General features: G+C 62.3%; 7 protein-coding genes. 1 reads left to right on the forward strand and 6 read right to left on the reverse strand.

Features of this window, described 5'->3' with window-relative positions:
* Window positions 1–294: 294 nt before the first annotated feature.
* The 3 genes from J7I86_RS02300 to J7I86_RS02310 are packed head-to-tail and all read right to left on the reverse strand — an operon-like array spanning window position 295 to window position 7833.
* A complete protein-coding gene (locus J7I86_RS02300) occupies window positions 295–3951 on the reverse strand; it encodes a 1,4-alpha-glucan branching enzyme (protein WP_214815174.1) in 3657 nt (1218 codons plus the stop codon).
* 1 nt (window position 3952) lies between these two features.
* The gene (gene treS / locus J7I86_RS02305) at window positions 3953–5749 is read right to left on the reverse strand and encodes a maltose alpha-D-glucosyltransferase (protein WP_214815175.1); all 1797 of its coding nucleotides are present in this window, start codon (window positions 5747–5749) and stop codon (window positions 3953–3955) included.
* Window positions 5749–7833, reverse strand: coding sequence for an alpha-1,4-glucan--maltose-1-phosphate maltosyltransferase (locus J7I86_RS02310; RefSeq protein ID WP_309476645.1), 2085 nt, complete (start codon window positions 7831–7833; stop codon window positions 5749–5751). The genes treS and J7I86_RS02310 overlap by 1 nt, the downstream gene beginning before the upstream one ends.
* A 125-nt stretch (window positions 7834–7958) precedes the next feature.
* On the opposite strand from J7I86_RS02310, the gene glgP reads away from it, so the two are divergent.
* On the forward strand, window positions 7959–10583 hold the full coding sequence (gene glgP / locus J7I86_RS02315) for an alpha-glucan family phosphorylase (protein ID WP_214815176.1): 2625 nt from the start codon (window positions 7959–7961) through the stop codon (window positions 10581–10583).
* Between the two features lie 245 nt (window positions 10584–10828).
* Here glgP and J7I86_RS02320 read toward each other — a convergent pair whose 3' ends face one another.
* The 3 genes from J7I86_RS02320 to glgX are packed head-to-tail and all read right to left on the reverse strand — an operon-like array spanning window position 10829 to window position 13823.
* Complete coding sequence (locus J7I86_RS02320) at window positions 10829–11188, reverse strand: barstar family protein (RefSeq protein WP_214815177.1); 360 nt, start codon at window positions 11186–11188, stop codon at window positions 10829–10831.
* A 6-nt stretch (window positions 11189–11194) separates the two neighbouring features.
* Entirely contained in the window at window positions 11195–11668 is a 474-nt protein-coding gene (locus J7I86_RS02325) for a ribonuclease domain-containing protein (protein ID WP_214815178.1), read from the reverse strand.
* Window positions 11669–11708: 40 nt separating this feature from the next.
* A complete protein-coding gene (gene glgX / locus J7I86_RS02330) occupies window positions 11709–13823 on the reverse strand; it encodes a glycogen debranching protein GlgX (protein ID WP_214815179.1) in 2115 nt (704 codons plus the stop codon).
* Window positions 13824–13985: the final 162 nt, after the last annotated feature.

Genomic DNA, 13985 nt, shown 5'->3' on the forward strand with positions numbered 1-13985 from the left:
GGAGCAACTTTTCAAACTTACCGGCTAGCTTCCTCCGAGTCAAATCGGCACGCTTGACATGATTTTTCCTTGCGGTTTCTTGTCAGCTTGCGATCTCAACTCGTGGAGCAGCGCGGGTACTAACTATACCCCTACTTCGCCGCGATGGCAAAACCCGTCAACGACACGCTTCCTTCGCAGAGCAAAATCCCCGGAAACACGGGGAATAACGCAGGAAGAGGGCCCGGAAGCATGGCTTCGGACCCTCTTCGCATGAGGAACTACTGCCTCGGGTAGCTACTGCGAGTGCTCAGACTACTCAGCCGGCGTGAACCAGGAGGCACCCAGAGGAGGCAGCGTTACAGTCAGCGCTGCAGGTTGGCCGTCGGTTCCCGGAGTAGAAGCCTTCAGCGAGCCAGCGTTGACAACCCCCGAGCCGCCGTATGTCTCAGCGTCCGTGTTGAGGACTTCCGTCCACTCCCCCACTGCCGGAACACCCAGGATGTAGTCCTTGTGGGGACCACCGGAGAAGTTCACTGCGCAAACCAACGGCTTGCCGTCGTGACCCCAACGAATGAAAGTCAAGACGTTGTGATCTGCATCCGCGCCGTTGATCCACTGGAAACCGTCGGCCTCGTTGTCACGCTGGTAGAGGGCCGGCGTCGAGGTGTAGAGCTCGTTCAGATCCTTGATCAGAAGCTGCAGTCCGCGGTGCGCGGGGATATCAGCGAGGAACCAATCCAGTCCGTACTGTTCGGACCACTCTGCTTCCTGGCCGAACTCAGTGCCCATGAAGATGAGCTGCTTGCCCGGGTGAGCCCACTGGTAGGCGAAGAAGGAACGCAAGTTTGCCAGCTGTTGCCAGCGGTCACCGGGCATCTTCCGCAGCATGGAGCCCTTGCCGTGAACTACTTCATCGTGGCTGATGGGCAGTAGGAAGTTCTCGGTAAAGGCGTAAACCAAGGAGAACGTGATGGTGCCGTGGTGCCACTTGCGGTTGATGGGGTCTTCGGAGATGTACTTGAGCGAGTCGTGCATCCAGCCCATGTTCCATTTGAGCCCGAAGCCGAGCCCGCCGTGGTTGGTGGGCGCCGTGACACCAGGGAATGCTGTGGATTCCTCGGCAATGATGATGGCGCCCGGGTGGGACTTGTAAACGGTGGCGTTGACTTCCTGCATGAAGGAAATGGCTTCGAGGTTCTCGCGGCCGCCGAACTTGTTGGGCTTCCACTGACCTTCTTCACGGGAGTAGTCCAGGTAGATCATCGAGGCCACGGCATCCACCCGAAGGCCATCGATGTGGAATTCTTCCAGCCAGTACAGCGCGTTGGCCACCAGGAAGTTCCGGACCTCGCTGCGCCCGAAGTCGAAGATCAGGGTTCCCCAGTCCGGGTGTTCACCCAAGGCCGGGTCCGAGTGCTCGTATAGCGGCTGGCCGTCGAACTGTGCCAGAGCCCAGGAGTCCTTGGGGAAGTGTGCAGGGACCCAGTCGAGGAGGACGCCAATGCCGGCCTGGTGGAGTGAATCCACCAGGTAGCGGAACTCGTCCGGGTGTCCGAACCGTGAGGTCGGGGCAAAGTAGGACGTCACTTGGTAGCCCCACGAACCGCCGAAGGGGTGCTCCGCAACGGGCATGAACTCAACGTGGGAGAACCCGAGCCACTTCACGTAGTCCACCAGTTCCTTGGCGAGTTCTTTGTAGCCAAGGCCCAGCCGCCAGGAGCCCAAGTGGACTTCGTAAACGCTCATGGGCGAGTTGTGCGGGTCCTTACCAGCGCGGGCATTCATCCATTCCGCGTCCTTGAACCTGTAGCTGGCGTCCACAACACGCGAGGCCGTCAGTGGTGGAACCTCCGTGCCGAAGGCCAAGGGATCAGCCTTCTCAATCCAGTCTCCGGATTTGGTGAGGATCTCAAATTTGTAGCACGCTCCTGCTACAACGCCCGGGATGAACAGTTCCCACACCCCGGAGGAGCCCAGGGAACGCATTCCGTGGGAGCGGCCGTCCCAGCCATTGAAGTCACCCTTCACGCGGACGGCTTGGGCGTTGGGAGCCCAGACGGCGAAGGAGACTCCGTCCACCTCACTCAATGCGGAGCGGTAGTGCTGGACGTGCGCGCCGAGGACATCCCAGAGCCGCTCGTGGCGTCCCTCACCGATCAGGTGCAGGTCCACCTCGCCCACGGTTGGCAGGTAGTGGTACGGGTCATCAATGGTGACGGGTTCGACGTCGTACACCACTTCCAAACGGTAGTCAGGCACGCGGCCGGCCTGCAGCGGTTCCAGGACCGCAGTCCAGACGCCGTGGGCCTCATGGGTCATGTCGGTGCGGCCGGATTCGGTCACTACAGCCACGGACTTCGCAAGGTGCTTTACGGTGCGGATGGTGACGTGGCCGTGATCGTCCAAGTGAGCGCCGAGCACCGAGTGGGGTGCATGGTAGGCGCCGGCCGCCACGCGTTCCAAGGTCTCGGAGTCCACGTGCAGGGGAACTCGGGGCCGTTCGGTGCGTGCAGAGCCAGTCATGTCATTACCTTCCGCTGTAGCTGCCGCATGCTTGCCGCGGCTTGTGTTGTCGAGGATTCGTCGGGATGCATTCACCGGGATCGACAGCCAGTCGGGCCGGTTCCGCAACTCGTAAACAACCTCGTATAAGGCCTTGTCCAGCCACAATGCCACAAAGAGCGGCGAGCGGCGGTCAATGGTTCCCGGGGTGACGTCGCTGTAACCCTCAAGGAACGCGGCAGCGCAGTCATCCACCCAGGTTTCGGACACCTTGGCATCGGCGTTCTCGCGCGTGGCGGCCCCTGCTGCATAGTCGAACGAACGCAGCATCCCGGTGACATCCCGCAAAGGAAGATCGGGATTATTGCGCTCATCAATGGTCCGGAGCGGCTCGCCCTCGAAATCAAGGATGGCCCACCGTCCAGGCTGCCCCTCAGCGCCTGGAACCAAAAGGATCTGGCCCAGGTGGAGGTCGCCGTGGACGCGCTGCAACTGGCCGACGTCACGGGGATCCAGAGCCGCCAGCAACGCGTCCAATTGCTGGTCATGTGGCCCGACGGCGGACGAGGCTTCCGCCCACGAGGCCCGGACACGCCGGTCTACTGTGGCGATGATCTCCGGGCCCTGCTCCTGCCCGTCCCGGGTCCCGAACGTCTCTGCGAGCCTGGCGTGAACCGCGGCAGTAGCAGCGCCGAGCCCGCGGGCTTCTGCCGTGAAATCCTTGCCGGCCGCGGCTGCCTCCACTGCCAGGCGCCAGGCATCCAAGCCTCCCAGGAGGAACTCGTGGGCTACGGTCAGCTCGCCCGTGGCCGTTGCGGAACCGTTCGACGCCGGTCCACGCCACGAGCCGGTAATCCAGCCCAGCGTCGCGGGAACCTCGGTGGTCCCGGCTGCCGTCAGGGCGGCACCGAGTTCCACTTCAGGGTTTTTGCCGGCGGCAAGCACGCGGAAGACTTTGAGGATCGCTGCCGAATGGCCGTCGTCAATGATGACGGATGTGTTGGATTGCTCGCCGGAGAGGACCTTCACTGACGTGGGATGTTCCGGGAGCGGGACGCGGCCACGCGTTAGATGCCCCTGGGCACCGCCCACCTTTCCTTCGCTGCGCATAAGTTCCAGCCAGGCAGTGACGAAATCGGCATCGTAGACGGCGTCGTAGACAAGCCGCAGGCCCTGTTCAGGATCCGTAAACTCGCCCAGCAAAGCTGTTGGCGCCTCGGATAGCGGACGGCTCCTGTAGCTCAACGGAACCTGGACAACGTCAGTCCGCGAACCGCCGTCGGCCGTTCGGTGGGTTACCGCCAACAGCACCACTTCAAACTGTGCGTCGCCGCCTGTCTGAGGGAGGCTGAAACCGCCCACCTGCTCCAGCGCAAAATCCGGGCTCTTCACCGGGAACCAGCGCTTACCTGGCAGCCAGGCCCTCAGAAGTCCTTCAATGGAGGGGGTCAAGTCTTCCTTGTTCATCTCATCCTTTGGAGGTCACCACGGGAATCGCCTGGGTATAAGGCGACGTGGGATTGGAAAATGCTGAGCGGACCCGCAGCCAGTAGAAGCTGTGGCTACCCAGCATCACGGTCAAATGACCGTTGTCGCCGACCGCCGGGAAAGGCTGGCCGCCGAAAATATCGCGCAGGCCCCGGCCCGCGTACTCGGGAATATCCAGCGTTGCCGCCACGGGGTGCTGGGAGAGGTTGAAAACGCACAGTATGGTTTCGGCGTCTTCCCCTTCGGGGTTTCCCGCCGGCAATTCCCGAACGTATGCGAGCACCACCTCATGGTCCGCTTCAATGTGCCGGAAGCCCCCCAAACCAAACACCGGATGGTTCTTCCGGACGCTCAGGATCTGGCGGGTCCAGCGCAGCAGAGAACCTGAGTGCGCGGCCTCGGCCTCAACGTTGGCCATGCCGTAGTTGTAAACCAGCGACTGGATGACCGGAAGGTAAAGCTGGCCCGGATCGGCCCCGGAAAAACCTGCGTTCCGGTCGGGGTTCCACTGCATGGGTGTCCGGACGGCATCGCGGTCATCGAGCCAAATGTTGTCGCCCATGCCGATCTCATCCCCGTAGTACAGGAACGGACTGCCCGGCAGGGACAGCAGCAACGCATTGATCAACTCGATCTCGGAACGGGAGTTATCCAGCAACGGCGCCAAACGACGTCGAATACCAATGTTTGCCCGCATCCGCGGATCCGGAGCGTACCAGCCGAGCATGGCGGCACGCTCTTCGGCCGGCACCATCTCCAACGTCAGTTCGTCGTGGTTCCTCAGGAAAGTCCCCCACTGCGCCCCCTTGGGGATCTGCGGGGTATTCCGCAGGGTCTCAATGATGGGAGCGGCCTTCTGGTCCCGCAAGGCGTAGTAAAGCCTGGGCATGATGGGGAAATGAAAGGCCATGTGGCACTCCGGGGCTTCCTCGGTGCCGAAATACTCCACCACTTCATGCGGTGGCTGGTTTGCCTCGGCAATGATTACCCGGCCCGGATAGTTCGAGTCCACCATCCGGCGAAGGTCCTGCAGGAAGGTGTGCGTAGCCGGCAGGTTCTCGCAGTTGGTGCCGTCCTCTTCGAACAGGTAGGGAATGGCGTCGGCACGGAAGCCATCGATTCCCTGGTCCAACCAAAACCGGATGACGTCGTAGAGCGCCTCAGTTACCTTGGGATTCTCGAAATTCAAGTCTGGTTGGTGGCTGAAAAAGCGGTGCCAGAAGAACTGCCGACGAATGGGATCGAACGTCCAGTTGGATTCCTCGGTGTCAACGAAGATGATGCGTGCATCCTGGTACTTCTCGTCCGTATCGCTCCACACATAGAAATCGCCATAGGGACCGCTGGGGTCCTTTCGGGACTCCTGGAACCACGGATGCTGATCCGAGGTGTGGTTCAACGGCAGGTCAATGATCACCCGGACGCCACGGGCGTGGGCCTCGGCCACCAACCGCTTGAAATCGCTGATGGTGCCAAACTCGTCCAGCACGGACGTATAGTCCGCAATGTCGTAACCGCCATCGCGCAACGGGGAGTGGAAGAACGGCGGCAACCACAGACAGTCCACGCCCAACCACTGGAGATAATCCAGTTTCTCGATCAGGCCGTGAAAGTCGCCGGAACCATCCCCGTTGGCATCCGCAAAGGCCCGCACCAGTACCTCATAGAAGACTGCCTTGCGGTACCAGTGCGGATCATGCTGGAGACCTGGGGCGTTCAACTCGAAGGTGTTCTTCGGAGTGAAGTACTGGCTGGGATTCTGCGGAGAAAAACTCACTAAGGCTGCCTCCGGATGCTCAGAATGTGCGCCGGCTCAACGTGGGCGTCGAGCCGCACATAGTTGTGCTCGCCCCACTCCCAGCTTTGGCCGCTGACGAGGTCATCCACGCGGAACCGGCCGTCCTCGTTGAAGTCCGAAGGATCCAGTTGCAGTGCCGCGAGGTCCAGGGACACCGTGCTTTCGCGGGTGCTGTGAGGATCCACGTTGACCACAATGATCAAGGTGTCCTTGGTGCCGTCCGGCAGCGTTTTGTGCTTGGAGTACACAATCGTGGCGTCGTCACTGCTGCTGTGCAGTGTCAGGTTCTGCAGATCGCCCAAGGCCACGTGGTCCTTGCGGATGGTGTTGAGCCTGGTGATGTACGGGGCCAGGGTCCGCCCGGACTCCGCCGCGCCTTCCCAATCCCGCGCCTTGTACTCGTACTTCTCGTTGTCGATGTACTCCTCGGCACCCGGACGGGCCACGTGCTCGTACAACTCGTACCCGGCATAGACGCCCCACAGCGGGCTGGCCGTGGCGGCCAACGCTGCCCGGATCCGGAACGCAGCCGGACCACCGTACTGCAGGTACTCGGTGAGGATGTCCGGGGTATTCACAAAGAAATTCGGACGGAAGAACGCCGCGGTCTCGCGACTGACCTCGTGGAAGTACTGCTCCAGCTCGGTCTTGGTATTCCGCCAGGTGAAGTAGGTGTAGGACTGCTGGAATCCGGCGCGGCCCAAAGCATGCATCATAGGCGGGCGTGTGAAGGCTTCCGCCAGGAAGACGACCTCGGGGTTCTTCTTGTTGATCTTGCCGATCAGCCATTCCCAGAACCACACGGGTTTGGTGTGGGGATTGTCCACGCGGAAAACCTTGACTCCGTGGCTGATCCACAGCTGCACGATCCGCAGGATTTCCTTGGAAAGGCCGGCGGGGTCGTTGTCAAAGTTCAGGGGGTAGATGTCCTGGTACTTCTTGGGCGGGTTCTCCGCATAGGCGATGGAGCCGTCCACGCGTGTGGTGAACCATTCCGGGTTGGACGTCACCCAGGGGTGGTCCGGAGCTGCCTGCAGGGCGAGGTCCAAAGCAACTTCGAGCCCCAACTCGTTGGCACGGGCTACGAAAGCGTCAAAGTCCTCAAACGTCCCCAGTTCAGGATGGATGGCGTCATGGCCACCGTCCTTGGAACCGATGGCCCACGGCGAACCGGGATCCTGCGGGCCCGGCGTCAATGTGTTGTTGCGGCCCTTGCGGTGCTGGTAACCGATGGGATGGATGGGCGGCAGGTAAATGATGTCAAAGCCCATATCCGCCACGGCGTCCAGCCTCCTGGCTGCGGTACGGAAGTTGCCGGAAGTCCACACACCGGTGGAGTGATCCAGCTCAGCGCCTTCTGAGCGCGGGAAGAACTCGTACCAGGAACCGCGCCCCGCGAGATCGCGCTCCACCTGCAGTGGGAAACGTTCGGAAACGGTCACCAATTCGCGGATGGGAACGCGTCCGACGGCGGCCAGCACCTCGGGGCTGAAACCGGCGCCAAGGCGCTCCTCGGCAGTCTTGGTGGTATCGGCCAGCACCACGGAAGCGGCACGCAAGGTGCGCTTCTCAACGGCGCTGCGTCCGGCGTCGTCGGCTGCTTCTGCCAGGAGGGCAGCGCCCTCGGCGAGCATCAACTCAACGTCAATGCCGGCTCCTACCTTGACCTCAGCATTGTGGTGCCAGGTCCCGTAACGGTCATGCCATGCCTCAATGACGAAGGACCAGGCACCCGTGCCGGCGGGCGTGATCAGGCCCTCCCAGCGGTCCAGGCCCTTCCACTGCTCGCCTTGGGCCGGGGTCAAGCGGACACGCTGACGCTCCTTGCCCCTGGGATCGAGCAGCACAGCAGAAACGCCAAGCTGGTCATGGCCTTCACGGAAGACCGTGGCGCCGACTACGAGGTCCTCGCCCGGCAAGGCCTTCGCCGGGAAACGGCCACCCTCAACAACCGGCTGCACGGCCGTGATGGGAAACCGGCCGAAGCGAAGTCCCTCGGTGATGTCCGTAGTCGTCTTGGATTTCAGAGCGGTGATGGTTCGCGCGGTTTTCGTCACAACCACGACGTTAGCGACAAAAATCTCAGAATGCTAAGCACACGACCTATCTACTCGACGCAAGATGACTTTTACCTAAAAGAAACCCAATCCAGTTCCGGCTGCCATGCGAGTCGGTTAGTGTGGCGCTCGTGAAGGCTATTCGAAGGTTTACAGTCCGTACCGTCCTCCCCGAGCCCATCAGGCCCCTGGCCCGTCTGGCGACGAATTTGCGCTGGTCCTGGCACCGGCCCACACGGGAACTTTTTGCGAGCCTGAATCCGGCTCTCTGGGAGGCGTCACAGCACGACCCCATAGCCCTTTTGGGTTCCATCAGCCGCGAACAGCTGCAGGATCTGGCCAACAATGGCGAGGTGGTGGAACGCGTTCAGCACGCCGCCGCTGATCTGGACCGCTACCTCAGCGAACCGCGCTGGTACCAGGAGCTCAACGAGGACGCTCCAGCCTGCATCGCGTACTTCTCACCCGAATTCGGCATCACGGAAGTACTACCTCAGTACTCCGGCGGCCTCGGCATCCTCGCCGGTGACCACCTCAAAGCCGCCTCGGACCTCGGCGTGCCGCTGATTGGCGTCGGACTCCTGTACCAGGCCGGATACTTCAAACAGTCCCTCTCCCGGGACGCCTGGCAGCAGGAAACCTACCCTGTACTGGACCCGGACGGCCTCCCCCTGACGCTCCTTCGCCACCCGGCGAAGGACGGCGGCCAAGGCAAGCCCGTCCACATCTCCCTTCCGCTGCCCAACGGACGCGAGCTTCACGCCCATGTGTGGCGCGCCGACGTCGGACGTGTTCCGTTGCTGCTGCTGGACTCCAACGTTCCCTCCAACGACGAAGCCGCGCGCGGCATCACTGACCGCCTGTACGGCGGCGGCGGCGACCACCGGCTCCAGCAGGAACTCCTCCTGGGCATGGGCGGCGTCAAGGCGCTGCGCGTCTACCAGGAGCTCACCGGCACCCCCGCGCCGGAAGTGTTCCACACCAACGAAGGCCACGCAGGGTTCCTGGGAATTGAACGCATCCAGGAGGCGATGTCCGACCCCAACGAGCCCCTCAGCTGGGACGAAGCCCTCGCCGCCGGCCGCGCTTCCACCGTCTTCACCACGCACACGCCCGTCCCCGCCGGGATCGACCGCTTTGAAACCGTGCAGATCAAGCACTTCTTCGAAGCCGGCCTGGCACCTGCCGTGCCTACCGAACGCATCCTGGAACTCGGCCGCGAAAACTTCGACGGCGGCAACCCCTCTGTGTTCAATATGGCAGTGATGGGCCTTCGCCTGGCACAACGCGCCAACGGTGTGGCCAAGCTGCACGGTGTGGTGTCCCGCGAAATGTTCGCCGGGCTCTGGCCAGGATTCGACCACTCCGAAATTCCCATCACCTCCGTTACCAACGGCGTCCACGTGCCCACATGGGTGGATCCCCGGATCTCCGCCCTCGCACGGAACCAGTTCGGCGCGGAAGCCGAAGCAATGGGACGCTGGGATCTGGCCTACAACGTCAGCGACGAAGACGTCTGGGCACTCCGCCGGGAGCTCCGCGCCCAACTCATCGACGACGTCCGACGCCGGCTCCGCGCCTCCTGGAAGAAGCGCGGCGCTGCCGACGCCGAACTCGGCTGGACCGACTCCGTCCTGGACCCGGACGTCCTCACCATCGGATTCGCTCGGCGCGTACCCACCTACAAGCGGCTCACCCTCATGCTGCGCGATCCCGCACGGTTGAAGGCCCTGCTCCTGGATCCCAAACACCCCATCCAGCTGGTCATCGCAGGCAAGTCTCACCCCGCAGACGACGCCGGCAAGAAAATGATCCAAGACCTGGTCAAGTTCACCGACGACCCCCAGGTCCGGCACAGGATCGTGTTCTTGCCCAACTACGACATCGCCATGGCACGGACCCTGTTCCCCGGCTGCGACGTCTGGCTCAACAACCCGCTCCGCCCGCTCGAAGCCTGCGGCACGTCCGGCATGAAAGCCGCCATCAACGGCTCGCTCAACCTTTCCGTCCTGGACGGCTGGTGGGACGAAATGTACGACGGCGAAAACGGCTGGGCAATCCCCACAGCCAACAACAACGCATCCTCCGAGGAACGCGACGACATTGAGGCCTCAGCCCTCTACGAGCTCCTGGAAACACAGGTGGCGCCGCGCTTCTACGGAACCACCGTTGCCCAAGGCGCCGGTGCGGCAGGACCATCCGAATCCAGCCGCGAGACCGTGCCCACCCATTGGGTGTCCATGATCAAGCACACGTTGGCCAACCTCGGCCCGGCAGTCTCGGCAGAACGCATGCTCCACGACTACGTCAACAACCTCTACTGCCCGGCCGCTGTATCCGGGCGCAGGGCCGTGGCCGAAGCCTTCAAGGAAGCCAAGGAACTCGCGGCCTGGACCACCAAGGTACGGAGTGCCTGGCCCGAGGTTGTGGTGGAACACGTAGACTCCGTGGGCGTCTCCGAGGAACCCCAGGTAGGTGACGCGCTCCAAGTCAACGCCTATGTGGCCCTCAACAACCTGACACCCGACGACGTCTCCGTGGAGGTAGCCTTTGGACGCGCCGAGGACACCGACGAGCTCGAGGACGTGGTGGTAGCCGAACTGGACTCCCTCGAGGACCTCGGCGGCGGACGCCACCTGTTCAGCGGCTCCGTGGTCATCAACCGATCCGGCTCCTTCGGCTACACGGTCCGAGTGTTCCCGAAGCACTCAGCGTTGGCATCCAAAGCTGAGTTGGGGTTGATCGCGAACGCCTAAGCTTGAGTCCCAATCGGGTGACCGTAACCCTCTGCGCGTAGCCCACCGTCCCCCTAGCCTCGCAAGCTCGGCCAGGGAACCCTGACGGTGTGGGCCCACTTTGCGCTTTGACGCGCGCTCCGGGTCACGGTCACTCGTTTGGCTTTGGCTTTGGCTGCCGTGCGGTGCGGCCCGTCCAGCCTTGTGGCGCACCCGCCATTTCGGGTTGTCTAAGTTCCGCTGAAGAAGGCGGTGGTCTTTCTTGTTTAGTTTTGGAAGACGGCGATGACTGTGAGGTCGCGGCCGGCGTAGCTCTCTGCGTCTTGGAGGATTTCGCAGACTACTCCGAAGGAACGGTCAGTGCGGTAGGCCGCCGGGACCTGCCAGATCATGGTGACCGGGCTGCCGTCGTCCTCTGAGAGGGCGTCGGCGTAATCATGCAGGGAGTCGTTGAGGGCGTCAAGGTTAACGCCGTAGTATTCGGGGAAGTCGAGGACCTGGCCGAAGACCTCAAGAACCGCCTGCCTAGTGGTTGCCGGTGGGACCAAGAGGGCACGACGGCCTGCGTCCGAGATCTGCTCCTGCAGTTCTTCCAGGGTCCAGGTGTCTGCGGAATAGATCTTCATGGGCTCCTACTTGTCTTCGACGATGAATTTGAACGAGTCGTAATGGTCCGGGGTGTAGTACTTGGCGGAGTCCTTGCCCACAATGATCCTCCGCGCGCCACGGTCCGACTCCCCTGGTGTGGGCACGGTGTATTCCTTGTAGAAACCACCGGACTTCTTAGGCAGCAAGCCCTCGAAGTTGCCGAAGTTCACGCCGTCACGGTCGTAGGGGTATGGGCCGCCCTTGGCGATCAGGACTAGGGTTTGTCGGGCTTCCTTGGGTAGCTGCGAAGCGTTGATAGTGGGCAGCGTGGAAGGGTTGGCGGCGGATGGGTTCGATGCCGCGGTGCTGACTGCCGCCGGTGACGTCGCAGCGGAGCCGGGCTCCGGCGTCGTGGTTTGCGCCGTCAGCGCTCCCCCGCCAACCATGGCAACCACCAGCACGACGACGGCGATCACCAGACCCGCGAATGCCACCAGTTTGCTGCGGCTGCGGTTCATGCGGAAAAACTCCCTGTGTGCTTGACGCTGTTCGTGGCGACTACGTGCGGTAGATGTTGATGGTGTTGGCTTGCAGGATATCCCGCTCGCCGGATGCCACCAACGCGCCCTTCCTGCGCTCATGCAACACAGAGGTGGTGAAGCGAAGTTCAAACATGCGCTTTCCAATTCCCGAGTCGCTCAAGATCTCGGGCAGGACCATCTTGACGTCCTGGTTGCTGCCGTTCACCGAGATCAAGCCACGGATCTCACTGTCCTCGTGACCCATCAAGAGCTGGACGGACCGGACATTGGGATCGTTCCAGCGCGCCGGGGTCATCCGTTTTCCCTTGTCATCAAACCACTGCAGGCTGGAATCGTTCGCGCTGCCGGGGAAGCTCTCAGGCTGATGCCTCAGGAACCACCGGCGCAGCCTCACCAATTCACGCGTAGTCCTGAACATGGCGTTGGCTTCCTGTGTCCGGCTCCAATCAAGCCAGGCCGTGGGATTGTCCTGGCAGTAGGCGTTGTTGTTGCCCTGTTGCGTGCGCCCGATCTCGTCGCCGGCAGTGATCATGGGAACGCCAAAGGACAGGAGCAGGGTGGCCATCAGGTTGCGGACGGACAGTGCGCGGGAGGCCACAATGGCCTCGTTCTCGCTCCTGCCCTCTACACCGTGGTTATAGCTGCGGTTGTCTCCGTGGCCGTCACGGTTCTGCTCACCGTTGGCCTCATTGTGCTTACGGTCGTAACTGACCAAATCCTTGAGGGTGAAGCCGTCATGGGCGGTGATGAAGTTGACGCTGGCCAGGCGGGTGCGTCCCGAGGATGCGAAGAGATTGGCGGAGCCCGCCATGAGCTCAGCCAAGGACGCAACAGAGCCGCCTTGGCCACCGGACTCCATGGCAGCCCGGTCCGAGAGCCAGAAGCTCCGGACGCCGTCGCGGAAGTGGTCATTCCAGTCCGACCATCCCTGCGGGAAACGCCCCGTCTGCCAGCCACCATAGCCAACATCCCAAGGTTCGGCGATCAACTTGACCGCGGAGAGCACCGGGTCCTCGGCAATCGCCTGCAGGAACGGGTGCTGAGGATCAAAAGTGTTGCTGGCGTCGCGGCACAGCGTCACTGCGAGGTCGAAACGGAACCCGTCCACGTGGAAGTCATTCACCCAGTACCGCAGGGAATCCAGCGCCAGATCCACCACCACAGGATCACTGAAATCCAGGGTATTGCCGCACCCGGTGGTATCCAGGTAGCGGCCGTGGGCATCGTGCCGGTAGTAACGGTTCTCGGCCAAACCGCGGAAGCTCAGTGGCGGTCCGTCAGGCCCGGCTTCAGCGGTGTGGTTGTACACGACGTCAAGGATGACTTCGATCCCTGCCGCATGCAGCAGTTTGATCATGCCCTTGAGCTCATCCTGCACCGCATGGGGACCCGCATTTCGGGCCGCCTCTGTGGCGTAGTCGGCGTGGGGAGCAAAGAAGGCGGCCGTGTTGTAGCCCCAGTAATTGGTCATTCCCAGGTCTTGGAGATGGGACTCATCCAGGTGGAAATGAATGGGCAGCAACTGAACAGCGGTGATGCCGAGTTCAGTGAGGTGCTGGATCATCACAGGGTGCGCCATGCCTGCGTACGTGCCTCGGAGGTGCTCCGGGATATCCGGGTGGAGCATCGTCTGCCCGCGGACGTGCGCTTCATAGATCACCGAGGTACGCATGGGCGTTCGGGGCGGAAGATCGTCGCCCCAGTCAAAACCTGTATCCACGTGGACACTGGTGAGGAACTCCCCCCGCTGGTCCACGGCGCGGCCGTAAGGATCGAGCAGCAGCGGCTGGCCGCCGTCGTCGTCCAGGTCCAAAGCCGGGATGGACAGCGGAAGGCCGCCCTCGCCGGGGGCAGCGCGGAAACCGTAGCGAGTGCCGGGCGGCATGCCGCTGACAATGCCGCAGTGGACGCCGTCCTCGACGCTGGACAAAATGTGGGACTGCCAAGCTTCGCCCGGTGCTTGGAACACCACCTCCACCCGATCCAGATCCGGCGCGAAAACGGCCACGTTCACCGAATTGTTCGGGGTGGTTTGGGCGTCGAAGACTCCGGGCTGGGGCGTGCTCAGTCCGAGGGGCCTGGGCTGCGACGCATCCAAGGCAGTTGCTGTGTCAAAAATCGGCATAACCATTGCTTGCAAGTTTAGTTCCACGCAAAGTATGTACCGCTCGAGCCCGCCATGTGACGACGTTCAGCGTTTCGATTTCATTACTTGCCCCAAGATGGCGGGATTTGATCAGCCATTCACGTGCTGAAATGCCGCATGTGCGCGGTGCACGATTGAGTTGGAGGG

This window comes from Arthrobacter sp. ISL-95 (assembly GCF_018613695.1).
Taxonomy (GTDB): domain Bacteria; phylum Actinomycetota; class Actinomycetes; order Actinomycetales; family Micrococcaceae; genus Arthrobacter.

Excerpts from the sequence above, each read along its gene's own strand:
- J7I86_RS02300 (WP_214815174.1), bottom strand. The coding sequence starts at position 3,951 with ATGAACAAGGAAGACTTGACCCCCTCCATTGAAGGACTTCTGAGGGCC.
- J7I86_RS02320 (WP_214815177.1), bottom strand. The coding sequence starts at position 11,188 with ATGAAGATCTATTCCGCAGACACCTGGACCCTGGAAGAACTGCAGGAG.
- J7I86_RS02325 (WP_214815178.1), bottom strand. The coding sequence starts at position 11,668 with ATGAACCGCAGCCGCAGCAAACTGGTGGCATTCGCGGGTCTGGTGATC.
- glgX (WP_214815179.1), bottom strand. The coding sequence starts at position 13,823 with ATGGTTATGCCGATTTTTGACACAGCAACTGCCTTGGATGCGTCGCAG.